Here is a 24,862-nt window from a genome sequence, read left to right as displayed (position 1 = left end):
AATACTAAGTCTCTTTGGGCACAAAACATTTTGTGCCCAAAGCGAACTACAAAATATAAATCACTGCTCAATTTCACTTCAAATGCGTAATAAATAATCTGCCCGGACATCACAACAGAAAAAAAGGCGTAACACTGTTTTTGCAGGTGAAGCCCACTTTTTTACTAAACTCATAATATGACCTTTTTACATTCTGTATTTCGATGGAAACTGCTGGGCGATATCTGTGCATATTCCGTCAACTCCCCAGTTAAACAGTTCATTCGCCCTGGCTAAATCATTAACCGTCCAGACGTTCACCTTAATACCGGAGTCTTTAAATTCCCTGACCATTTCCTTTGTTAATCCTTCGTTTTGCGGATGAATATAATCGGCCCGGCAGTATTCAATAATTGTCTGCCAGTCATGGCCCAAAGTATGGCTTTCAAATAAACAGGCGACGCTTGTGTTCGGGCTGCGTCGTTTAAACTCAGCAAGAACCTGATGATTGAAGCTGGAAACAATCAACTCTCTTGCTGAATTAAGTGCCTGCAGCTCTGAGATTAGATTACTGATTAAAAGCTGACTTAATTCTGCACCGGCAGGCAATGATTTTATTTCAATATTGAGGTTGAGCTGCTGGTCATTTGCTAAGCAGATCAGCTGCTGCAGTGTTGGTATTCTTTCCCCCGTGAAAGCATCACCAAACCAGCTTCCCGCATCGATACTTTCCAGGTCATTACGGGTAATATCACATAATCGTCCGCTTTTATCCGTACAACGGTCCAGGGTGTCATCATGGGAAATAACCAGAGTACCGTCCTGGAGAATATCTACATCGCATTCGAACCATTTCACGCCGTGCTCTTTACATAAAGAGAAAGCCGCTAAGGTATTTTCCGGTGCAAGTGACGACATTCCCCGGTGAGCAATTATTGTTTTGTGCATTATTTACCTTCTAATGGAAAGCTTGATAGTGAAATGATACACAAGAGGGGGCTGTGATCTGTGATAAGATCGATATTAACAGTGACAGTTCGTTTTTCGGGCTGTTGTTTTAAATATTTATTCGGCTGATTTATGAGTACTTTTTTTAAAATTTTACGAGCTAACGGTACTTCTTTGGGATTTGCTGTCTTCCTGACTACACTGCCTTTACTGTTCAGCGGCGCTATGACTTATCTGGCTCTGCAGTATGAACCGCTGTTAAGAAGTTTTGATACGCAGCAGTGGCTGCTGCTGTTTTCTGCCTGTGTTTTTACCATGGCCTTTGCTTTAACTCCGACAACTCTGATCGCCTTGAGCAGCGGTTATTTTCTCGGCTGGCAGGCTTTAGTTTTTATTGTTCCCGCTTATCTTCTCGCTTCAGTGCTGTGCTATTTTGCCGCCCGGCTGCTTGATTCAGGCAGGTTTATGTCTAGTCTGCAGGGGCACCCGCAGGCGATGCAGATTATTAACTCATTAAAAGAGCAGGAACTGGGGATAGTAATGCTCAGTAAATTAAGCCCTATTCTACCTTTTGCTGTGAGCAATATTTTATTAGCCATGGCCGGTGCGCGGCTTAAACTGTTTTTTATCGGAGCTGCCATCGGTATGCTGCCGCGTACGATATTGGTGATTTATGTGGGTATTCAGTCTAATCAGTTAGCAGGTTTATTAGAAAATCCTTTTTCCGGCTGGCAGCAGTGGTTTATTTTACTGCTGGTTATTATCTCAATTGCAGGATTAGGAAAAATTGCTTCTAAGGCGATAAGAATATCTCCTTAATACTGAGCAGATGTTTATGCGCAATGGTATTGCCGCATTGCTGAGACTGGAATTGTAAAAAAGCCCAAACTGCTTCCTGCAGTTTGGGCCGGCTGTTTTAGTGAGCGGCTGCTTACCTAACGGGGTACTCAGTCCAGCTGTTTCCATCGAGTGATATATAATATTTCCCGTTCACTTTCATAACAGTTGAGCCGGAGTTTTGCGCAACGGGTGGTGTTTCCGGCAAGTTGCTGGTCAGCATCTTCACATCAAGCTTTTTAGTCTGGTAAACATCCTGTTCAAGAATGTTTTCGACAACTTGAGAGAGTGCAAGGTAACTCGATGGTTGTTTGATATGTGTCGTTTCACCGCTACGTTTTATGCCTTCGCCAAATATTTTTACGGCAACGGGTGTATGCACAATTGTCGGTGCGGGTATTTCACGCATACCTGAAATCTGCATCCGATCTCCGCGCATTCCTGCGCCATGCTCCGGCACCAGTGCAACCACAATATTACGCTTTGACTGCTCCAGCTGCTTAAAGAAACTGTATAAATCGTCGAGCAGGTTCTGCAGTCGACGTTTATAGCTGATCAGGCTGCTGGCAGATTTTGCGTTAAGCAGCCGGTTACCGTCATGCAGAGAAGTCGTGTTGTAGAGTGCGACTACTTTCTCACTGCCATAGGTAACTCGTTCCTGCCACCACTTATCGAGTACATCTTTATCGCGGTATATTTCAGCACCGTCAAAGGCTTTCTGGTACGGTTTTAGATTGTCCTGCGGCATTAAATCAGCAGTTAACCTGCCGTCACGTTTTATCAGTTCTAAGAAGCTGTCGAACACGCCGTCGTGGTTCATAAGCAGCTGTTCTTCGAAGCCGAGACTTTTCAAATTTTCGAACAGGTAGCACTGTTTATTCGGCGCTTCATCAAACAGCCGCGTATGCTCCTCCTGCCCGCAGTTTGCACGCAGCAGGCGAATAACGGCAGGGCCGCTGTAGGATGTTGCTGTACTGAAGTTGTCAAACATAATGTCGAACTCTTTGAAGAGCGGGTGATCCTGCAGTTCAGTAATTTTAATATCATCCCATGCGAGAGAACAGATGCTTAAAAACAGCAGATCAAACGGGGCATCTTGTGCAGATGCCGGAGAAAAAGTAACGCTTCGTTCGGCCTCACTGCTGAAAAAGTCACTCTGATACTGATTCAGCACCTCATCGTTAATTTCGCTAACTGCTGTTGTCTCTACAGGTCTCCGGGTAATATCCGCTTGTTCTTGAGCCACGGCTGGTGCGGGTTGAAGGCCGCCTTGTGGAATGGCCAGGTACAGTAAAGTGCCGCTCACGAATACAGAGACGCGCAGGTATTTGCTCAGGATGTAATAGCCCGCCATAACCACAAATAATGCAATTAACGTATTAAACGAAACAAAGCGCCCGGCTAACTCAAGCAGGTAGCTTGTTTCAAACTGCATCAACTGCCCGGCTTGTGCCCACAGACGCTCCAGTGGAGGAAAGAAGGAGTCGTAATGAAGCAGCCATGCGGCGATCGGCAGCGCGATAATGTTTCTGGCTATAATAAGCGGGCGAGGGCTAACCGGCAGCAGAAGCAGCAGTACAAAGGCTAAGTTCTCTAGCGCATGAAAGTCGATTACGCCTTGAAGATACAGCGCGATCTTGACGATAAAGTAGGTATTCCACCAGCCGAGTCCTGAGAGCCGGCTTTGAAAAGGAGTTGAAACAGGTCTTGTCATAGTTAATTTTCTTTTTGGGATTTAGAGTGATTTGTCGTCTTCAAAGTATTGTGAACGTTTAATGTATTTCGCATGCAGTCTTTTCAGCATCGCGAAGAAGTCTCTGGCCAGATATCCGACAGCAATGCCGGCTGTCAGGCTGATCGAAACAGTTAATAAGAAGTCGTTAATATTCATATTTACCTAACTTGAATTTTTTTACGTACGGCAAACAGAGGGGCCTCTGCAGCGGGGGCTGGTTGTGAAGAAAAAATAGTATGTTGAGTTGTAATACCTTCGACTTCATTAGAGACTTCAATACTCTTTTCAACAACCGTCAGCAGCTCGGTTTCTATATCATGCAGGTTATCAAAGGCAGTAAAGCTGCGGAAAAGATCCCCTGCTGAGAATTCAAAGATATTATTGAGTGCCGTTTCCACATCATTATGGCGTACTGCTGTAAACAAAACATAAATGGAGTCTTCACATGCTGTAATTACGTCACCGTCCCGTCTAATGTGACACAGACGTAAACATTCGCCGGCTGTCATACCCGGCAGCAGGGCGAGTTTAACCAGAGCAAACTGGATACGTGTCTGCGCCGATCTGCTTATCACGTGTTTACAGTAACCTGCGAATTCCTGGTTTGGTAAATAGCCTTTCATTCCGTAACTATGATCATGCTGCTGCAGCTCTTCTAGTGAGTCCGGCAGGGGGCGCATTAATACCTGTCCTTGAACGGCATCAACCAGGCCTACAAAGCGGGCGTAGGAAACATTATAAGGAACGATCAGGTTGACGCCGGCCTGGAGTAAAAAACGTTCATCAGTGTATCTTAAACACTGTTTTCTTTCGCGTATGATGATTTTTAACTGATTACCCGCTTGTCGGCGCAGTTGATAACACTGTACGGCCAGCCGGCGGACTTCATCTTGCGTTTCACAGCTGAGTATAATGGTAGAAGCGCGAGGTTGAGTGAGCTGTGCGATCAAAGCACTATTGTCGGCTGCAGTGATTACGTGTTTGGCGGCTGCCGTTTTATTGTCTAATACGGTTTCGCTCATGAAAATGCGATCATTGTCTGCTTTATCAATAACAACGGCTTGCGCTGAAGCAGAGGTGTCCGCCTGCACTTCAAACTGGCTCTTTTTATTGAGGCAAACAGTGAATTCCGTTTCCGATTTTACGCCGTTACTATTGGACCAGAAGTCAATGTAATAGCTGTAGCTGTTTTCTCCAGACTGCCTTAAGGATGCAACTCCTGAAATATCCTGGTTGTTAGTCAGGAGCATAGGTTTAATGATCGGGGATGTTAACGGGCCGTATATAAGCATTACGATAGTAATCGTTTTTTCTTTAGCCATTTCGGCGGCCTTTGACAAGAATCGAATAACAGTTTCTTCGCCGCTGTTTGATAATGCTGTATCTGGAATAAATAACGTAAAGGTGGTGTTCGGCTTTAATTTTAATAAAGCCAGATCGTCAATCATCTTTAACAGTGATATCGATTTCCTGGTGGTTTTCTTAGATAAGAAATACGCGCTGTTAATATTGCTCTTATTTGTAAGATTATTCCGGCTGTTATTCTTTAAACCGGAATAAAAATTTATCTTGTCTGTAATTGATGCAAGCGTGATATTGTCGGCGGTTACACTCAAGCTGGAAAAATAATCGACAGCAAGCTGTTTCGATGCAAATAAAGTTACATAGATTCTGCTGATATCAATATTTTGTGTTAGCGGTGTTAAGCCTTGTATAGCGGACATTTGACGTACCTTTAACCCTGATGAGTTATAACTTATTGTTAATGCAGTACAGCAACCCGGTAAGGTTTTGCAGCGCAAAATATGCCGCCAATACTAAACAATTTGCTCAGCAATTGAAATAGATATAGAATGCCGAAATCTTAGATTAAGGAAGAATTTCTTAATCTTTTACTGCTTTACTATGTAATTCGATGTCTCAGTCAGCAGGCAGCTGAAAAATGGAACACAGCACTCATCAGGCGGCGGCGCTGCCGGGTGTATAGACAGCTCAAGGTGAGAGTACTTACTTTTACCATGAGTTTTTATAAGTGGGAAATACTGGTCACGGAAGTCCATAACATCTTTATATATAAGTGTTTTTTTGGATGTGAGTTTTAAACGAAGAGTGTCATGCTGTAACGTTTAAGGTTCACTGCGTAGGTGTGTGAAAAATGTCTAAACCTTTGCAGGATGTTGATGCAATTTATGCGTCATTTGATGTTGAAAAATGTGATTATGTTGAGATGAATGAAGAGGAAGCCTATCTTAAACTCAAGAGTAAATGGCGCGTCCTTAATTCGACTGGAGAATTATCCAATATAAAACCGCATCGGCACTCACAAAAAGATAAGACGGCGTCACATGAAGCGAATACTGCTAATTAGTTTAAAGGGCGGTGCCGGCTCTACTACGGTTACTGCTAACCTGGCGCATTCATTAGTACAGCTCAACAAGAGTGTGGCCGCTCTTGACTGCGAAAGCTCTAACCTGCTTAAACTTCACCTTGGTTTACCCTATGAAGCTGAAGACGGCTGGGCGAAGAGCATGCTTAATGAACTAAGCTGGCAAGACGCGGGTTTTGAAAGCCCGTCAGGTGTCACTTTTGTTCCTTTTGGACAGCTGCATTGTGCTGAAATCTCCTCTTATCAGGCAGACAAAGAACGACTGCTTCGAACTATGCTGATGGAATTTTCCAAAGTTTCAATATCTGAGCACGCTGAAGAGTGGCAGCTGATCCATTTATCACCGCAGGAGCTTCATAATCATATTATTGCCGATTTTGCAGAGCAGTGTGAACTGCTGTTTGTTGTAACGAACCCGGAACCACTGAACTATAGTTTATTGAAACATTTTCTGCAGCACAATGAACTGGCTAAATGTTTACTGAATAATAATAAACTCAAGGTATTAATTAATCAGTTTCAGCCGGAAACCAGTGTCGGGCGGGATTTCTTACTTATTATGCAGAAAGAGCTGCAGCATCTTGCTGTGTCGACTGTTTTACATAAAGACACGGCAGTAGTCGAAAGTGCCGCCAATATGACAACCGTTGCTCAATTTGCACCTCATAGCCAGGCTGCCAAAGATTATCAGTCTCTGGCATTCTGGTGTGTATCGCATTTAGCATCAGAAATTGAAAACTCAAATGTTGAATAGCCTAAGCCTGATTTTTAAACCCTGGATTGTTGAAGGGTTTAAAAAACCACTGAGTGAATATGAAACTGCAGCGGGTCAAACTAGCTCCTGGCTCGGCGAGTTTATTCTGACGTGCTGGTTCACTGCTGCTTTTGTATTCTTGAAACCAAGCATCGCAGGTGTTCCGTCCTGGAAATTACCTCTGCTTTATTACCCGCAGATTACATTCTGTCGACCTCGGCTGTTTGACCCCGTTCGCTTTGTGATCCAGACCGTCTGGCTGACTGTATTCAGGCAGTATGGCTCACGCCGTTTTCATCGTTACGTGACGTTGTATCTATTAAAGGCGCTTCGCTTTGTTAATAATTTATTCAGCCTGCCCTTTAATAAGTTCGCGCAGCTGGTTAAATGGTTAGAGACAAAAGCCGATAAAAACAAGTCTACAGACCTAAACGAAGCGGCTGAAAAGGCCCGCAAGAGTAAGTGGAACAATTACGGCTTGTTCTTTGTGGTTCTACTGCTTGCTGTGCTTTGTTTTACCGTTCCTTTTGGTCTTGTCGCGCAGGCGGTATTTATTTGTTTACTTTGGCTGTTAGCGATGATGTTTCGCCGCATGCCTGGACGGTTCCCGACTATGCTGCTGATTATTTTATCAGTGACAGTATCATGCCGCTATTTATGGTGGCGTTTTTCTTCTACCTTGAACTGGGATGATCCGGTTGCTTTGTTCCTTGGCAGCGTGCTGCTGCTGGCCGAGACTTATTCATGGCTGGTGCTGATTTTAGGTTATTTCCAGAATATCTGGCCGCTGAATCGTAAGCCGTCCAAGATGCCGGAGAGCAAAGAGCTTTGGCCGAGCATTGACGTTATGATTCCAACCTATAATGAAGGTCTGGATGTTGTCAGGGCAACCGTTTATGCCGCACTCGGGGTTGACTGGCCTCAGGATAAAATCAACATCTACATTTTAGACGACGGTAAACGCGATAGTTTTCGTGATTTTGCTGAAGAGGTCGGTGTGCACTACATTCGCCGGCCGACTAATGAACATGCGAAAGCCGGTAATATCAATTACGCGCTGGCACAAACCAGCAGCGAGTACGTTGCTGTTTTTGACTGTGATCATATCCCGACGCGTGTATTTTTTCAGCTGACCATGGGGATGTTTCTGAAAGATCCGAAGCTGGCGTTAATACAGACGCCGCACCATTTTTTCTCTCCGGATCCGTTTGAGCGTAACCTGTCGAATTTCCGCAACGTGCCGAATGAAGGTAATTTGTTTTATGGTTTGATTCAAGACGGCAACGACTTATGGGACAGTACATTTTTCTGCGGATCATGTGCGATATTACGACGAGAGCCTTTAGAAGAAGTCGGCGGAATCGCGGTTGAGACAGTAACCGAAGATGCACACACATCCCTGCGTATGCACCGCCTCGGTTATCGCTCTGCTTATTTGAAGCAGCCGATTTCTGCCGGCTTAGCGACTGAAACGTTATCGGCACATGTTGGTCAGAGAATCCGCTGGGCGCGGGGCATGGCGCAGATATTCAGAGTAGATAACCCGCTGACAGGTAAAGGTTTGAAGTGGCCGCAGCGTTTATGCTATGCCAATGCTATGCTGCATTTCTTATCGGGTATTCCACGCATTGTTTTTTTGATCGCACCATTGGCGTTTCTACTGCTGCATTCCTATATCATTTACGCTCCCGCACTGGCGATTATCTTGTATGTATTACCGCATATGATTCATGCCAGTATAACTAACTCAAGAATGCAGGGCGATTACCGTTATTCGTTCTGGGGTGAAGTGTATGAAACCGTACTGGCATGGTATATCGCCCGTCCCACAACAATTGCATTGTTCGCTCCGAACAAAGGTACCTTCAACGTAACAGCAAAAGGCGGACTTGTAGAAAAGTCTCACTATGACTGGCTGATATCTAAGCCTTATCTGGTGCTGGTAATGCTGAATATTATCGGCCTGGGTTTTGGTTTCTACCGTCTAGGCTGGGGGCCGAATGATGAAATAGGAACCGTTCTGATCAACATAATCTGGACACTTTATAATCTGCTTATCCTGGGGGCCGCTGTTGCTGTTGCAATGGAAGCGAAACAGGTGCGTAAAGATCACCGCGTTGACGTTTCTATTCCTGTGACATTGAGATTAAATTCGGGTCACCTGCTTCAGGCAAGTATGAAGGATTTCTCTCTCGGCGGCGTGCGCGTCGAGGTGCTTGGTTTTAGTGAGATGCAGCTGGAATTCTTTAACAAGCAGCGCTTAGAAATAATACTGAACCGGGCAGAGCAGGAGTTTGTTTTTCCAATGCAGGTGTCTTATTCCAGCCAGGGGACGCTCGGCCTGCAGCTGGCAGAGTTAACAACCGCGCAGCATATAGCGTATGTGCAGTGTACTTTTGCAAGAGCCGATACATGGGTGAGGTGGCAGCAGAATTATCACACAGATAAGCCTTTAGCCAGTATGCGTGCTGTGCTGCAGGTTGGTTTTAATGGTTATAAAAGACTGCTCAGATATAGTCCTCAGATTGTAATTTCTCTTGTGAAGGTATTACAAATTTTGTGCGGATTTATTTACTCATTCAGGCCTCAATATATTCAGAAAAGAACTTAATACTATGCGAATAAAGAAAAATATTACATTAATAGCCGCTGCGTTAAGCCTTATGTTTAATGCTGCTGCATCAGGTAAAGTCCTTACTTCAACAAATCCTGGCGATGCAGATGCGAAACAGACAACGGCTCTTTCAAAGACGGATAATCAAGTTTCAATTGTCAGTGAGCGTACCATAACATTCGAGCAGTTAGGCTATCAGGGATCTATCAGCATGATGGGCAGTGAGAGCAATGCCTATGTAGGTTTCGGCTCGCGTATTGATGAGGTCGTCTCAAAAGCTGATCTTTACTTTGATATTACCTCCTCACCTGCTTTGCTTGCACTGATGTCGCATATAAAGGTTTTCCTTAATAATGAACTGATGGGAGTAGCTGCAGTTGATGACGGCCAGCAGGGAAAAAAAATCAGTCTTTCTATACCCCTGGATACCCGTTATTTCAGCAACTATAATCAGATTCGATTTGAGCTGATCGGGAATACCAGTAATACCTGTGCTAACCCGAATGATCCTGGTATTTGGGCTGAGATTAGTCAAAGCAGCCGTATTGTTATGCAGGTACAAAAAACCGAACTTAAAAGCGACTTAAGCTTACTGCCGGCGCCGTTTTTTGATAAAAGAGACTTCAGTAAACTGAGACTGCCTGTGGTTATGGGATCAAGTTACGATCTGAATGAGCTGAAAGCGGCCGGAATTTTGACTTCATATTTTGGTTCTCTGGCAGAGTGGCGAGGTGCTGAATTCCCGCTGCTCTATGATAAAGCACCTGAGCGTAATGCTGTTGTATTTATAAGCAATGATAATAAGCCGGAGTTTTTAAGAGACTTTCCTGATGCCGAAGGGCCTATGCTGCAGGTGGTGAGTCATCCAGCCAACCCCTATGTAAAACTTCTGCTGGTAATCGGCCGTGACAGTGAAGATCTCAATACGGCGGTAAAAGGGTTAGCTCTAGGGACCCGGTTATTGACCGGGCCAATTGCAAAAATCAATAAAGCGGTTCAGATAAAACCGCGTCAGCCCTATGATGCACCCAACTGGATAACCACTTCTAAACCTGTCACATTGTCTGAACTGACTGAGCATGAAAACCAGCTTCAGGTGGAAGGACGTATCCCTGCGCCAATTCGAGTGTCGCTTAAATTACCGCCGGATCTATTTACCTGGGACAGCCGCGGTATACCGATGGATCTCAACTACCGTTACTCGCCGCCTGTATCAGATAACTCTGGATCGCGATTAAGTCTGAGTATCAACAATCAGTTTATTGAAGCATTTAATTTAACCACAGACGGTCAAGCTGGCGAGTCGAAACGTATCCGTGTGCCTGTACTGGACAACAACATGCTGAGCGGCGGCAATAGAGTGCGAATTCCTGCATTTAAAGCAGGCAGTGACAATCAGATTGAGTTTGAGTTTGGTTTTGCTTCATCGTCTGACGGCATGTGCCAGGCTGCGCTGCCAAGTAAGCAGTATGCAGTTGTAGACGGTGATTCAACCATTGATTTCAGCGGTTTCCCGCATTATATGGAAATGCCTAATATGCGCGCGTTTGCCGCATCGGGTTATCCATTTACCCGCATGGCTGATTTATCAGAGACCGTCGTCGTTCTGCCGCCGAATCCGCCGCGTGAATTGATTCAGACTTATTTGAATCTTCTTGGTTCTATCGGTGCTGACTCAGGTTATCCGGCTGTTAATGTTGCAGTGACGGATCAGTGGAGTAAAGAGCAGCTGAATAATAAAGATATCCTTAGTATCGGTGTCGTTCCGCAGCTAAGTGATGCAGCCTTTGATGAAGACCAGGTGAATCTAGTGCTGAAAGCGGGCGAGCGTCTTATCCGCTTACCGAGTAAGAATGAACCGCAGCTGGGCATGAACTGGTTAGATCCGTCGAACGAGGCGCAGGATGCTAGCGATATTGTTTCTGTGGATGCTTATGGAGCCTTTGCCGCGATAACCGGTGCTGAGTCGCCGTTTACTAAGAACCGAAGCCTTGTTTCGATTATGGGGGCTAATCCGGATGATTTTTCGTTAATTGACAGTGCCCTGGCTGATTCGGGCAAAATCGAACATATGTTTGGTTCAGTAGTGACGCTGCGCAATGATGAAGTGGCCAGCTATAACGTTGGTGATCATTACTATGTTGGTAAACTGCCTGTCTGGAAGCTGATCTGGTATCATTTTTCTAACCGCCCGGTTTTCTTAGCATTTATTGCTATGCTGCTGGTTGTGGTCGTGACCATCGGCTTATGGCGGGTGCTGCGTAATATTTCGAAGAGACGTATAGCTGAAGGGGAGGGAGAGCAATGAGAAAGTGGATAGCTATGACTGCTGCGCTGTTGTTTTCCGCCCAGGCACTGGGTAATACTTGTCAATGGCAGGAGTGGCGGCAGTTTAAGCAGCTGTACATTGAAGACGGGCGTGTGATTGATGCCAGTGATCCGCGTTTGATCAGCACTTCAGAGGGGCAGTCATACGGACTGTTTTTTGCCTTAGTCGCCAATGATAAAAAGGCATTTTCGCAGCTGCTTAACTGGACTCAAGATCATTTAGCCGGGGGGGATATCACAGCTCGATTACCTGCCTGGTTATGGGGCAGGCAGAGTAACGGCCGTTATGCTGTTATTGATTCAAACCCTGCGTCTGATTCCGACTTATGGATAGCGTACAGCCTGGCCGAAGCAGGACGCTTATGGGATAACTACTACTACCAGTCTCTGGCTCATCTACTGGCCGCTAGAATTCTGCGTGAAGAAACAGCAGAGGTTGATGGAATCGGTACCGTGCTTCTGCCGGCACCAGCAGGCTTTGAAAATAAGGACGGCAGCTACCGGATCAACCCGAGCTATATTCCACTGCAGCTTGCTGCCAGAATGGCCGATCTCTACCCGCAATACCAGTGGCAGTCTATGTATCAGACTAGCTATGAGATGATAAGACGTACTATGCCGAAAGGGTTCAGCCCGGACTGGGCCACCCTGCAGGATAAGCGTTATTTAAGTGATAGAAAAACCGCTGACGTGGGCAGCTATAATGCAATTCGTACTTACCTGTGGGCAGGCATGCTTAATGACGCAGTACCTGAAAAAACTGCACTGATTCAGCTGATGCAGCCTATGGTAACAGCGGTGCAGTCAAATCAAGTGCCGCCGGAATCAGTTAATACGAAAACGGCTAAGTATCACAATCGCGGGAATCCGGGCTTTTCTGCCGCCCTGCTGCCGCTGCTGGTTTCCGCTGAGCAGCCGCTGCTTGCCAAGCAGCAGGCTGAACGGGCGCAAAACGAACTACAGCGTGATACCGCCGGTCACTATTACGATAATGTGCTGGCGTTATTTGGTGAAGGCTGGTACCAGAAGCGTTTCCGGTTTGCTGTTAACGGTCAACTGCAGCCGAACTGGAATTCGACATGTCAATAAAGGTCGACTCAATAACTCGTCTGATTTTGTTAGTGCTGGGGGCCTTGTTATTGAGTGGAACACCCTTGGTATATGCACTGCAGTATCCGCCGTTAACCAAGCAGCAGCGGGCGCAGGTCTACAATGTTGAGCAGGCGGCAGTGAGCTTTAATTCTTCATTGGAGCAGGTAGACTCGGTGGAGTGGCTGCTTAAGCAGTTGAAGCTTGCTGACGCGATGAATCGTGATGATATTGTTGAAAGTACTTTAGAGCGTTTGTTTGCAATTGAAGCTGACAATCTAGACGGTTTGTATTATCAAACCAACATGTATTTGAAGCGTCGTGAGAGCGATAAAGCTGCGCAGGCCACTGAAACTCTCAATCGCCTTGCGCCTAATGCAGAGCAGACCCTGGCTGTTAATGATTTATTAGCCAGCCGCGGTAAAAACAAAAGCGCGTTTCAGCAGGCAAGATTACTGGCGAGAGCCGGCCGTTATCAAGAGGCACTGCAGGCCTATAAAAAAGTGTTTCCTAACGGCATGCCGACCTCAGCCCTGCAGCTTGAATATCTGCAGGTTGAAGGCAATATGAACAGGCGCTGGCAGACTGTAAAATTAGGATTAGAGCGTCTTAATGCTCAATACCCGGGTGTGCCGCAATATCAACTGGCTTTAGCTAACCATATTCGTAAAAAAGATCCCTCAGATAAATGGATCCTTGCCGTTTATCGTCAGCTTTCCTTACGACCTGATATCGGCTCTGCAGCCGCGAGTTCATGGCTAAGAGCATTAGATCAATTACCTATCTCTCAATCTGTTGCCGACCAATACGCGGTTCTTGCCGGTTATTACCCTGCGGATCTTGAAATTCAGCGTGCCAATCAGAGCGCACAAAAACGTTTAGCCGTAGAAATCGAATTACGTAAAGACCCGACTTATCTGGCAAAGTTGAGCGGCTTAGCATTGTTAGAACAGGGCAGGAATACTCAAGCAGAAAAGCAGCTGCGCTATGCACTAACCACACGCCCGAATGATGCGCAGATTTTAGGCGGGATGGGCACAATATATTTGCGCAAAGGTGAGCAAAGTAAAGCACTCGAATATTTTAAGCAGGCACAAAAGATCGACAAAGATCCGGACAATGCCTCTAAATGGCAGTCTCTGGTTAATGCATCATCTTACTGGGCATACTTAGACCAGGGTGATACGCAGCTTGAAAATAGCAGATATTCACAGGCAGAAAAGTTTTACAACAAAGCAGTATCGGTTGATAAACGCTCGCCTTATGCATACAACAAGCTGGCCTATTTGCACTTAGTGCAGCAGGATTATGAACATGCTGATCAGATCTATCGGACTGCTTTAAAATATGAGCCGCTTAATGCATCTGCTTTGTCCGGCCGTTTAGATGTGAAGCTGTTTCAGCAGGGTTTAGACGGAGCGCTAAGACTCGCCGACAGCTATTCTGCAAAGCAGCAAAAAGCGGCGGCGGATAAGATCACTGCTATGAAAGTGCAAAGCATTCTTTTACATCTCCACGATTCGATTGTGAGAGCGGATGACAGTGCTGTTCGTTTGTATGCCGAACAATTACTGGATCTAAACCCTGATTCACCATGGCAGAGAGCCGATATTGCCGACGCGCTGCAGTCGATTGGGGAGCAAGATAAAGCGGACCAGTTAATGCTTCAGTGGTCGGAGCAAAGTACAGATCCCGAAATGCTGTTTGCTTACAGTTTATATCTGTCCCGTACTGAGCGTTTAGAGCCGGCTGTTGTGACTCTCAATAGAATTCCGGAGCAGCAGCGCACGCCTGCAATGTCGAGTAACTTGATCCGCTTAACCTTAGACAAGCAGCTGCAGAATATTGAAGCCGGCTACTCTGCGGATCCGCAGCAGGCCGGCGCGCAGTTAGAAAAGTTAACGCTGCAGTACGCAGATGATCCGCAGGCGTCAGCTCGTCTGGCATCGAGCTGGTTTGATGTTGGTGAAATAGAGCGGGCGAATACTATTTATCTGTCAATGCAGCCGAGTGATGACTGGCCTTTTTCAAGCAGACTAGCGTATGGAAATCTTATGGTTAAGCTAGGGTTGTTTAGTGAATTTGATCAATGGGCTGCAGAAACTAAAGACCGTGCTGCTGGTCAGCCGCTGTCGTCTGCTGAATTGACTGCTCTTGATGAGTTGACGATTCGACGTGACCTGGCTCAGGCTGATTTTGCCATGCGCCAAAGTGACTGGGAGCTGGCAGATAACTTGTACCGTCAAGCTGCCAAAGAAAAAGAACCCTATCAAACACAAGGGCAAATAGGCGCTTTAAGCGCAAGTGTTCACAGCGGCAGCTCTCAGCAGCAGCAGGAGCTGTCAGTGATTCTTTATTATAAGCAGCACAAGTTAACCGCAAGGCAGTTGATGCAGACTGCGGCGCTGTTCAACCAGTTAGGTTTTGAACAGCAGGCTAATGCGCTTAACGTTTTATTAGCAAGTAAACCTGATGCGGATGAATTGGATTACCGCGACAGTATGGCGCTTGCGATGGATAATCAGCAGTGGCAGCTTGCTGAAAATCGCGCTTATCAAGCATTAAATGCTGATCGTATTGCCAAGAGTGACGACCGCGGCGCTGCAATGGTAGAAACACCTGCACTGCGGACTTTGTACAATAATGCTGATGACTACTGGTTAACCAGAAATGTGAAGTCGGATATTGATACTCTTCATGACCGCCGCGATGGTCATGTGATTATTGGTTTTGATTACAGCTCACATGACGGGCAAAACCAGACTTCGCAAGTACCTGTTGAAGCTCGAATTCCCTTTGAAGAGCTGCAAGGACACTTACTGCTGCGCGCGGATACAGTTAATATCCGCTCTGGTGATTTGAGTTACTACGATAAAGAGAATGCGGCAGACTCAGGAGTGCCGCTTGATGAGCATGCCGTCGGTACTGCATTAGGTGTGGGCTGGCAGGCTGAATCATGGAGTGCTGATATAGGCAGCACGCCGCTGGGTTTTGACCACTCAACATGGGTAGGTGGTTTTACTGTCAATGGCAAACTGCAGGATTTTGGCTGGAGTGCAGCTATCTCTCGCCGGCCTGAAACCAGCAGTATACTTTCATACTCGGGTTTAACCGTTCCCGGCAGTATCGGCGGCGATACTCAAGGTGATCAGTGGGGTGGGGTGGTTAGAGCCGGAGTTAAACTCGGTGCGAGCCATGATCTAGGCGGTCCAGTTGGTTTCTGGAGCAGTCTGCAGTACCACCAGTTAAGCGGCGTTAACGTTGAAGACAATACAAGATTAGGTCTGCTTGGGGGCGGCTATTATAAGTTAACCGCAGCCGACGATGAGCGCCTGAGTGTCGGCATGAACCTGATGTACCTTGGTTATGAGAAAAACCTCGGTGAGTATACTTACGGGCATGGGGCTTATTATAGTCCGCAGAGTTATTTTTCGGTTTCGCTGCCGGTGAACTATTACGCACGTTATGGTAATACCTGGTCATATGCGCTCAGTGGTTCGCTGTCAAATTCATGGAGCAAGGAAGATGCGCCGTACCTTTCTACAGGCGAAGCAGGCGACGGCGGCGGCTTCGGTTACAGTTTTCAGGCGGCAGTAGAAAAGCGGGTCAATAAACGCTGGTATTTAGGCGCTTCTTTAGACCTGCAGCGTTCCGAGTTCTATGAGCCTGACCATTTTATGGTGTATCTCAAATATACCTTCAGCGATCGCTGGCAGCCTATCCAAATTCCGCCAGGTACGCTTCGCCTGTATAGTGATTTTGACTGATACAATAAAGTCGTCATTTGACGGCTTTTTTACTGCAGCTGCACTGCATCACCTACAATGCTGCAACAGCCTGGCGCTCACTTTCCAGCTGCTCTTTGTTCTGCCACCAGGAATAGGTGGCGGGTATATTGTCGAGTGTGATGATTTGTCCCATTACCGGTGTGAGCAGGGCAACCTGTGATTTTTGCGCTAATTCACTGATCCGCTGCAGCGGCTCATGCCAGCTGTGAAATGCCAGATCAAAAGTACCGTTATGAATCGGCATCATCTGCTTACCTTTCAGATCAATATGCGCCTGTAGACTTTGTTCCGGTGTCATATGAATAGTCGGCCAGTCACGGTCATAAGCGCCGGTTTCAATCAGAGTTAAATCAAAGGGGCCGAAACGTTCACCTATCTCTTTAAAGCCGCCGAAATAGCCTGAATCACCGCTGAAAAATAGTTTACTATCACTCGACTCAATCACATAAGAGGCCCATAGAGTCTTATCTCTGTCGAATAAACCTCGCCCTGAAAAATGCTGTGCGGGTGTTGCCGTTAAGCTTAGGCCTTCGATATTGACAGACTGCCACCAGTCCAGACTGTGAATTTTTTCAGGTGCCACTTTCCAGTCCTGCAGATACTGCTCAACACCTAAAGGCACTACAAAATGTGTCACCTTGTCTGCTAGATACTTAATGCTGTTTTTATCCAGATGGTCGTAATGATCATGTGAAATTAAGACTCCGTCGATATCAGGTAAGGAGTGCAGAGTAATAGGGGGCTGATGGAATCTTTTCGGCCCGGCAAAGCTGAACGGCGAAGCGCGCTCACTAAAAACCGGATCGATAAGCCATTTCTGTCCGCTTACCTGCATAAAAATACTAGAATGTCCCAGGCGGATCACCACATCTTTATCTGCAGGCAGGTTATTCAGCTGCGTGCTGTTGAGCGGGGTTACTGGAAGAGCATCCACAGGAGATGCATCGGTGCGTGATTCGCTGATATAGCGGCCGATAAGTCCTAACAGTGCTGTATCATTAGTAAAATCGGCGGTTGTATTAGTAAAACCACCACCGCTTTTGTGGTGATTTTTTAATACATTTGTTGATGCAGTGAGTGACTGTGTTTCTTGTGTTTTCATCAGCAGCATTGTGCCTCCCAGCAGAAGTATTAATAATGTGATAATTCGTTTCATTGTTACTAACCTTGAAGTAAACTTGTGAGTGTAGTTTATGCCGTTTTTATTAAAAGTAAACTGTAAAGTGTAGTTTTGTCTAAATATTATGCTTTGTGCCGTTCATATATTCCGGTTCTCTATATATAAGAAATTGAAAATGAAAGAAAAAAAATTAACCCGCTCGCAGTTTAAACATGCGTCAATAATCCGGGCTGCTATGCTGGAGTTTCAGGATAAGGGCTTTAAAGCTGCCGGCATGGATGATATTGCCAAACGTGCCGAGGTTTCCAAGCGTACTGTTTATAACCATTTTGCAAGTAAAGAGCTGCTGTTTGAGGCAATTTTAGAAGAGATGCTGACTATGTTATGTGCTTTTGAGCATGTTCCTTTTTCACTCACTACTCCCCTTGAAGTGCAGCTGCGCAGTTTAGCTGATAAGGAAATAGCACTGCTTAAAGCCGACGGTTTTTTGCCGACGGCAAAAGTGATTCTCGGTGAATTAATGCACTCTCCTGAGCTGATGACAAATGTTATGCAGACCTTTAATAAACAGGAGTCGCCTTTAGCCGCCTGGTTTAACGAAGCATATCAAGCCGGTGTCCTTAAGTGTGCAGATCCGGAGATAGTGGTAACCCAGTTTATTGCTGTAATTAAAGGTTTCTGTTTCTGGCCGCAGCTGGTGCAGGGGCAGGAGTTCCCTAATGAGCAGAAAAGCGCACTGGTTGCACAGACGGCTGTAGAGATGATTTTAAAACAATATACTTAGAATATGCAGACAAGGTAAGTGTATTCCATTTACCTTGTCAGCTGTTTTCAGCTTACTTGTTTAAAGGGTTACTGTACTTTATCCCATGCATCCTGCCAGTGGCTGCCCACACCAGGTTCATACTGCGTTGTTGTCTCGGTCCATTGTTGACAGTAGCCAGTGTTCGGCCAGGGCTTACACTGGTAAACACTTCCGTCTTTACTCTGCAGTACTCTTGTTCCTTCTGTGTACGAGCTCAGACCGTCAGGGAATACATAATCATGCTCAGCTGTTTCGACTACGGTGAACTGGCTGCTTTCCTGTATTAAATTACCATTTTTATCATCGCCGATAGTAACCAGTGTATGCACGCCAGGTGTCATATCATCTAACTGCATTGAGAAAGTTTCAGTGCTGTTGTGAACTTCTTCCTGTGCATGCCCTTTAGCTTTGTTACTGCTGTCGTAAACGGTATTGCTGACCAGCAGTTCACCCGTTGCAGTGACATCAAAATCAATCGTTACTTCATTATTATCATTAAGTGAATACTGGGATTCAAGTCCAGTCACTTCAATACCGTCCACAACCGGCTCCGGTACTTCGTCGAAATCGATTTCAACTCTGACTAAGCCGCTTGCTGTTCTGGTATAGACAGGGTTAGTGCCGAAAACTGGAGAAAAAGATGGAGTTTTCCCTGATACTTTTGCCTGACCTGCTTTAATATTCGGCTGTTCACGATTGATTTTTTCAGCAAGATCATGGCTCCATACTTCAGCAACGCCCTGTGCTTTATTAGCAATCGTAAGAACTGTCTGCAGTTCCGGAAGTTCACCTTCAGCATCGAAGACACGTGTCATAACCTTGTCACCTGCATCTAAGTTTTTCGACGGATGGATGGTGCCGGCATCAGTTATGCCAGGAAGCGGGGCAGTGGGGCTGTCTTCAAACTGCACATCAATAACATTGTAGAAACTGTTAGTCGTATCACCAACCTGCCATACCGCCAGTATTACCTGATAACCTGTACGCTCGGGGACTTCACAATTATGAACTGTTCTATGAGGAGGCTGTACCATCCCGCCGTCAACAGTGCAGAAAGGCGTTAGATCAAATGAATCTCTGCTTAACGCTTCATTCACATTCCAGTCCTGGTTAGTTATATAATAACGCCATTCAGCTGTTACATGCGGGGCTGTTTTTTTCCATTCAAAGAGGTTTTGTCCCGCAGTAATTGGGTTTTTAAACCAGCGGTCAGCTGTCTGTATGTCTAACTCAAAACCTCTGACACCATTGGCGCTGGCTATTTGGCCATCTTGTGGTCCGTCGTTAGGAAAACCTGAGGGAGCTTCTAAACTTTGCGGTTCGTATTGAATATTACCACAGCCGTCATTAGGTCCTCCTGCTACACATAAATCAACGCGAGACTGTAAACCGGCTCCGTTTTCTGGACCGTCAACAAAACCATGAGCCGATAGACCAGAACTGGAAACGAGTAATAATACAGACCCTAATTTACACAGTCCTAGAGCTGCTTTTCTGTTGTACTGGGTAATAGGTGCTTTTTTGGCAAATTTCATTTATTGATAAACTCCTGTTGGGAAAATAATAGTAAAACGCATTTACTACCTATTGCTTTGAAACATTTTAAAAGATTTCATTGCGGCAGATGTAATTGTTAAACAGATGTTAATATTTACAAATCAGACAGATACAGGAAAGTGAAAAGGTGTGAATTATTCTTAAAAAGAGTGAATTTTACTTGTATTTAACGAGATCCTTTCAAGATAACGCAGTGATAATGAGGCTGCAGTATGCCGTTAATCTTTACTCTGTGTTAATAGCTCTGGATGTGATGTCCGTTGTTGGTCATAATAAATCATTGTTTATACTGTGGATTCGAATATGGAACTGGAAGAGGTTTACCGCCGCGATTTAAATCTGTTTGTGGCGCTGCAGGTACTGATAGAAGAGGGCAGTGTCAGCCGCAGTGCTGTTCGGCTTAATTTAAGTCAGTCGGCGATGAGCCGTGTATTAGGCAGGTTAAGGGAACTGCTTGATGATCCTCTGTTTATTCGTCAGGGGCAGCGGCTGCTGCCGACACAGCGTGCTGTTGAGATAAGTCTGGCGCTTAATGATCCGCTGGAGTCGCTGCGTATCCTGCTTTCGCCGACTGATTTTGATCCGCAGTTATGTAAACAGCATTTTGCGATTGCTACTACGGATTATGCAATGCAGACCATTCTGCCCTATGCGCTGCCGCGTATTTACGAAGAAGCGCCGAATATTTCCCTGGAGTTTCCGCCGCTGCAGCATGAGCAGATGTTTAAGCAGCTGAGTATTGAAGGCTGTGATATGGCTATCTGCCGTCCGACTCAGCAGGTTGAACCTCTGCAGCAGGAAAAACTCGGTTTAGTCAGTGTATTCTGCATGCTGTCAAAATCTCACCCGCTGGCCGAGAAAGAGATAACTCTAGAAGATTACCTTGCTTATCCGCATGCGTTAATTGCGATTAGTGACGGCGTTAAAGCGCTGATTGAGGATGCGCTTAGCGGTCATCCTGCACCTAAAACCGTACTTCGGGCATATCATTTAGAAGCCGCTTTAGCGATTGTTGATAAAATGCCGCTGATTATTACCGTACCTGCAGATTTAGCCTATTTAGTGGCAGAAAAGCACAACTTGATTGTGAAACCTTTACCCTTTGAGTTTAAACCTTTTGAGTATTCACTGATCTGGCATCCCCGCTGCCAGCATTCTGCACCGCATAACTGGCTGCGTAATTTATTAAAAGAGCAGTGCGGCAGGCTGATTGATAAACGGGTAGAGGATATGGGACTGCTATGAATGCTGGTGCCTGCTGACAGGCACCAGTAGTCTTGTTTATGATGAAGGCTTAAGCTGCCGCCGTATCGGCTGCCGGTTTGTTAATTTCCTGAGGATCATCCTGATCCGTAACAAACAGAGTTAAACCTGCTGCTATAACCATAGAGGCGCCGCCGAGTATCAGGGCTGTCATGGCATTGCCGGCGAAGAATGTCTGAGTAATGTAACCTAAAACACCGGCAGCCAGAATCTGCGGGATCACGATAGAGAAGTTGAACACTCCCATAAAGAAGCCCATTTTGCTGCTTGGCAGTGAGCCGGCAAGGATTGAATAAGGCATGCATAAAATACTTGCCCAGGCAAAACCTATACCGACCATGTTAATCATTAATAGAGCCGGATCTTCAACTAATGCCATGCCCGCCAGGCTTATGCCGCCAATAGTCAGACACACAGCATGAACCATTTTACGGCTGCTGCGCGCCGCCAGCCAGGGCAGCGCAAAGGCCGCCAGCGCACTGATACCGTTATACATAGCAAAGCATAACCCGACCCAGTCTGCGCCTTCGTTATACAGGGCTGAAGAGGCATCTGCAGAGCCGTAGATATGACTGGTTACCGCCGAGGTGGTGTAAATCCACATAGCAAACAGGGCAAACCAGGAGAAAAACTGCACAAATGCCAGCTGCTTCATGGTTTTCGGCATCAGTTTGATATCATTAATCATAGTTCGCAGACCGCTTTGCGCCGCCTGCTCTTTTATTATTTCCTGAGTACCGTCAAATTCGTGCAGTTCCTTAGGGCTGTACTCGCGGGTTTTTAATACTGTCCACAATACTGCGCCGAAGAAGACAGCAGCGCCGGCGTAAAAGGAAATTTTAACCGACGGCGGGATGACTCCTGCCGGTGCTGTATTAGCAATATCGAACCAGTTGGTTAAGATGTAGGGCATTGAGGAGGCAACAACCGAGCCGATACCGATAAAGAAGGTCTGTACGGCAAAACCCTGGGTGCGCTGCTGTGAAGGCAGATTATCCCCTATCAGAGCGCGAAACGGTTCCATGGAAATATTGATTGACGCGTCAAGCATCCATAACATGCCGGCTGCAATCCATAGATGCGGCGAGTTCGGCATAATAATCAGTGCGAGGGATGACAGAACTGCTCCGATCAGGAAGTAGGGACGACGGCGGCCGAGAAAATTCCAGGTGCGGTCACTCATATAACCAATAATCGGCTGTACCAGTAAACCGGTTACCGGTGCCGCTAACCATAATATTGGAATCTGCTCGATGCTCGCACCTAGTGTTTCAAAGATACGGCTGACATTGGCGTTCTGCAGTCCAAAGCCGAACTGGATGCCCATAAAGCCGAGGCTCATATTCCAGATCTGCCAGAAACTAAGTTGTGGTTTTTGTTTTTTCATAATGCTGTTTCTTTATTATTTTAAATGCACGCAAAACTATGTGTGCATAAGTTTACAATTAAAATTACAAGGGTCACGCTCCTGTGATCCGGCTAAATAAGTTGGTCTGGATTTTGACCTTAAAAATTAATAAAACGAAATTTTTAAAGTGATACAGATCACGTTATGAGCTTTTAATGTCATAATAATCATGTTTTTTTGAATATCTCAATGTTTAATGTGATGCGTGTTTAATGTTTGCTCTAATTGATTGATTTTCAACTGAATAAAAATCATTCAATGGTCAATTTTTAGCTGTTTAAAAGTTCAGCTGCAGCGTTAGAAATACAGCTGTTTATGCTGGTATTTTGTACTGCTGACAGCGGAGATAATCTTAGAAAAGAGTCTTGAATTGCGTCTGGAAGGTTAAGGGGGCAGGCTGATGTTGAGCTTGTTAATATTAAAAAAGCAGCCTGGGACGGCTGCTTGTAGTTTAAATTGTATTCTTAGAAATCCAGTGACTGGATCCCGGAAACCCATTTATTTTCTGGTAATTCATACTGTTTTGATAAGTCAATAATCTGATTGCCTTCTTCAACCAGTTTAAATACTTTCTGACGGCTGGTATTGTAGGCATTCTCACCGGCTTTAGTATAAAGCGAGCCCGCTATTAACTGTGTATCTGGTGTGCGGTAAAGAGTCTGCATAGCAAAATCATAGATGCCGTAACCAACCTTCTGTACATTAAGTGCTGCCAGATACTGGCCGTTATAAGAACGGCAGGTCAGGAAATTAGTCTGGCCTCGGCTGTCGAAAATCTCCTGTGATTTCAGCTCCTGCGGAACACTCTCAAATAAGCTTTCATCTCTCCAGTGGTAGATAGTTTCATCTGCCACATTCTTATTAGTGAATTTACATTCATCGTGCAGTTCATAAGCAGCCTGTTTCGGCGGATCAAGAATCTCTGAGCGCTCAACAGCGGTTGTTATCACCATATGAAAGTTAGGTTCAACTTCCAGAATATAATACTGGTCATCCCAGGTGGAGAAATATAATCGTCCTTTGTATCCCACACCCTGCTCTTTGATTGCGACCTTGGAAATATAGTCATAGCTTTGTTTGCCGGCAAGGTCGTAGATATTGAAGCGCAGCCCGTCCTTTGCTTTGGTCGCAAGCAGTTCAAAGGAGTGGTAGTACCATTCGCTGTTATCTGTCGATGCAATTTTAGTTACCTTTGGCAGCTTGGTATCATTATCTAAATCAAAACGATAAACATCTCCTTGTTCAGTTATAGCCAGTGTTCTCGCATCATAGTTACGCGTATATTGTGAATATGGGATAAGAGTGTCTATAGTAAAATCCAGACTGGTAATATCGCCGTTTTCATTAACCAGTACAGTCTCTTCTTTACTGCTGTCGTTTTCTTTGAACTGACAGCTCTGCTCATTAAACTGGGCAGGAAAGCCCTCTATATGCATCAGATATAAATTCGCATTGCTGATACGTAGTAGTTCTAGATTATCAAGGTTTTCATCCAGTGACGGCTTGATCGGCTTGAGAATACAGCTTGAGCTGAGATCTGCCGGTTCACTGTGGATAATGAAATCTACCAGGCTTCCCTCTTTATCGATCAGTAATTTTTGACGGTCATTGTATACTGCGCCGTTGTTATCAAAAGATACATCAAGTTTGGCGGCCGCCTGACTGAAGTCTTTAAAAGCCTGTGACAAGTCATAGCGCACATCTGCGTAGCTGTTTTTTACAGCTGCTGTTGTCTCTGATGTGCCTGTTGTTGATGTACCAGCCGTTGAACCGCCGGCGGTGCTGCTTTCAGAGCCGCTGCCGCACGCGCTGATTAATACAGCCGCCGCGGCGGCCGCCGCCGCTAATTTTATTTGTTTCATATGTTTCTCTATCGCTAATATTTTGTAATATCTAAAAACATCACGCCCGATTTGTCTGCAGAGCAGCACTGGCTGATCGGCGGGCGCGGATTATCCAGCAGTTTCTGCTGCCGGATTGAACTGGCGCGCATCATAGATTGCAAATGATATTATTGCAATTGCTAAGGTTGTAATTGCTATTATTATGACTGCGTGGTGATAAACGTTGTTAAATTGATATTTCTGCACAGCAGTCTGTCCCGTATTACTTTATGGATATTTATAGTTACAGGGTAGATGTCGGCCGGCGGTCTGTTACAATTAATACTTCGCCTTATGTTTGGTGAATCAGGATGTTATTCAGCTTTGCTGTTGATTGCGGCGGTACAGCTCGTTAAAAAGGAAGAAAC

Annotated in this window: 17 protein-coding genes; 9 read left to right on the top strand and 8 right to left on the bottom strand. The window is 45.6% G+C overall.

The window, feature by feature from the left end; genetic code table 11:
* Window positions 1-186 precede the first annotated feature (186 nt).
* The gene (locus G337_RS0122155; RefSeq protein WP_028865787.1) at window positions 187-927 is read right to left on the bottom strand and encodes a glycerophosphoryl diester phosphodiesterase; all 741 of its coding nucleotides are present in this window, start codon (window positions 925-927) and stop codon (window positions 187-189) included.
* 132 nt (window positions 928-1,059) lie between these two features.
* Here G337_RS0122155 and G337_RS0122150 point away from each other — a divergent pair, with 132 nt between their 5' ends.
* A complete protein-coding gene (locus G337_RS0122150; RefSeq protein ID WP_028865786.1) occupies window positions 1,060-1,746 on the top strand; it encodes a TVP38/TMEM64 family protein in 687 nt (228 codons plus the stop codon).
* A 112-nt stretch (window positions 1,747-1,858) separates the two neighbouring features.
* Here the strand turns inward: G337_RS0122150 and bcsG are convergent, their stop codons facing one another.
* From bcsG to bcsE, 3 genes are read right to left on the bottom strand one after another with little or no spacing between them, the layout of a single operon-like run.
* The gene (gene bcsG, locus G337_RS0122145) at window positions 1,859-3,478 is read right to left on the bottom strand and encodes a cellulose biosynthesis protein BcsG (protein ID WP_028865785.1); all 1,620 of its coding nucleotides are present in this window, start codon (window positions 3,476-3,478) and stop codon (window positions 1,859-1,861) included.
* 21 nt (window positions 3,479-3,499) lie between these two features.
* A complete protein-coding gene (locus G337_RS28990; RefSeq protein ID WP_169719652.1) occupies window positions 3,500-3,655 on the bottom strand; it encodes a hypothetical protein in 156 nt (51 codons plus the stop codon).
* A 2-nt stretch (window positions 3,656-3,657) separates the two neighbouring features.
* Window positions 3,658-5,223 (bottom strand): cellulose biosynthesis protein BcsE, encoded by a 1,566-nt coding sequence (bcsE, locus tag G337_RS0122135; protein ID WP_028865784.1) that lies wholly within the window; start codon window positions 5,221-5,223, stop codon window positions 3,658-3,660.
* 431 nt (window positions 5,224-5,654) lie between these two features.
* Here bcsE and G337_RS27115 point away from each other — a divergent pair, with 431 nt between their 5' ends.
* The 6 genes from G337_RS27115 to G337_RS0122105 are packed head-to-tail and all read left to right on the top strand — an operon-like array spanning window position 5,655 to window position 16,437.
* A complete protein-coding gene (locus tag G337_RS27115; RefSeq protein ID WP_037028435.1) occupies window positions 5,655-5,867 on the top strand; it encodes a hypothetical protein in 213 nt (70 codons plus the stop codon).
* Window positions 5,845-6,639, top strand: coding sequence for a cellulose biosynthesis protein BcsQ (bcsQ, locus tag G337_RS0122125; protein ID WP_028865783.1), 795 nt, complete (start codon window positions 5,845-5,847; stop codon window positions 6,637-6,639). Before G337_RS27115 ends, bcsQ begins: the two co-directional genes overlap by 23 nt.
* Complete coding sequence (gene bcsA / locus G337_RS0122120) at window positions 6,629-9,250, top strand: UDP-forming cellulose synthase catalytic subunit (protein ID WP_037028432.1); 2,622 nt, start codon at window positions 6,629-6,631, stop codon at window positions 9,248-9,250. The genes bcsQ and bcsA overlap by 11 nt, the downstream gene beginning before the upstream one ends.
* A 4-nt stretch (window positions 9,251-9,254) precedes the next feature.
* A complete protein-coding gene (gene bcsB, locus G337_RS0122115) occupies window positions 9,255-11,561 on the top strand; it encodes a cellulose biosynthesis cyclic di-GMP-binding regulatory protein BcsB (protein WP_028865781.1) in 2,307 nt (768 codons plus the stop codon).
* A complete protein-coding gene (gene bcsZ / locus G337_RS0122110) occupies window positions 11,558-12,670 on the top strand; it encodes a cellulose synthase complex periplasmic endoglucanase BcsZ (protein WP_028865780.1) in 1,113 nt (370 codons plus the stop codon). Before bcsB ends, bcsZ begins: the two co-directional genes overlap by 4 nt.
* Entirely contained in the window at window positions 12,661-16,437 is a 3,777-nt protein-coding gene (locus G337_RS0122105) for a cellulose synthase subunit BcsC-related outer membrane protein (RefSeq protein ID WP_037028431.1), read from the top strand. Before bcsZ ends, G337_RS0122105 begins: the two co-directional genes overlap by 10 nt.
* Window positions 16,438-16,489: 52 nt before the next feature.
* Here G337_RS0122105 and G337_RS27110 read toward each other — a convergent pair whose 3' ends face one another.
* Complete coding sequence (locus G337_RS27110) at window positions 16,490-17,614, bottom strand: MBL fold metallo-hydrolase (RefSeq protein ID WP_245597699.1); 1,125 nt, start codon at window positions 17,612-17,614, stop codon at window positions 16,490-16,492.
* Between the two features lie 139 nt (window positions 17,615-17,753).
* On the opposite strand from G337_RS27110, the gene G337_RS0122095 reads away from it, so the two are divergent.
* Window positions 17,754-18,362: a TetR/AcrR family transcriptional regulator gene (locus G337_RS0122095; protein ID WP_028865778.1), complete on the top strand. Its 609-nt coding sequence runs from the start codon at window positions 17,754-17,756 to the stop codon at window positions 18,360-18,362.
* 68 nt (window positions 18,363-18,430) lie between these two features.
* On the opposite strand, the gene gbpA is transcribed toward G337_RS0122095, so the two are convergent.
* Window positions 18,431-19,918, bottom strand: coding sequence for an N-acetylglucosamine-binding protein GbpA (gene gbpA / locus G337_RS0122090; RefSeq protein ID WP_051303520.1), 1,488 nt, complete (start codon window positions 19,916-19,918; stop codon window positions 18,431-18,433).
* A gap of 325 nt (window positions 19,919-20,243) precedes the next feature.
* Between gbpA and G337_RS0122085 the strand changes: the two genes are divergently transcribed.
* Window positions 20,244-21,185 carry a LysR family transcriptional regulator gene (locus tag G337_RS0122085; RefSeq protein WP_028865776.1) on the top strand — a complete coding sequence of 314 codons (942 nt, stop codon included), beginning with the start codon at window positions 20,244-20,246 and terminating at the stop codon, window positions 21,183-21,185.
* 49 nt (window positions 21,186-21,234) lie between these two features.
* Here the strand turns inward: G337_RS0122085 and G337_RS0122080 are convergent, their stop codons facing one another.
* Both G337_RS0122080 and G337_RS0122075 read right to left on the bottom strand, forming a co-directional pair.
* Window positions 21,235-22,590 carry an MFS transporter gene (locus tag G337_RS0122080; protein ID WP_028865775.1) on the bottom strand — a complete coding sequence of 452 codons (1,356 nt, stop codon included), beginning with the start codon at window positions 22,588-22,590 and terminating at the stop codon, window positions 21,235-21,237.
* Window positions 22,591-23,075: 485 nt separating this feature from the next.
* Entirely contained in the window at window positions 23,076-24,473 is a 1,398-nt protein-coding gene (locus G337_RS0122075) for a hypothetical protein (protein WP_028865774.1), read from the bottom strand.
* Between the last annotated feature and the right edge of the window lie 389 nt (window positions 24,474-24,862).

The sequence above is a fragment of the Psychromonas aquimarina ATCC BAA-1526 genome (assembly GCF_000428725.1).
In the GTDB taxonomy this organism is placed as follows: Bacteria; Pseudomonadota; Gammaproteobacteria; order Enterobacterales; family Psychromonadaceae; genus Psychromonas; species Psychromonas aquimarina.
This window is presented reverse-complemented; position numbering and strand designations above follow the sequence as displayed.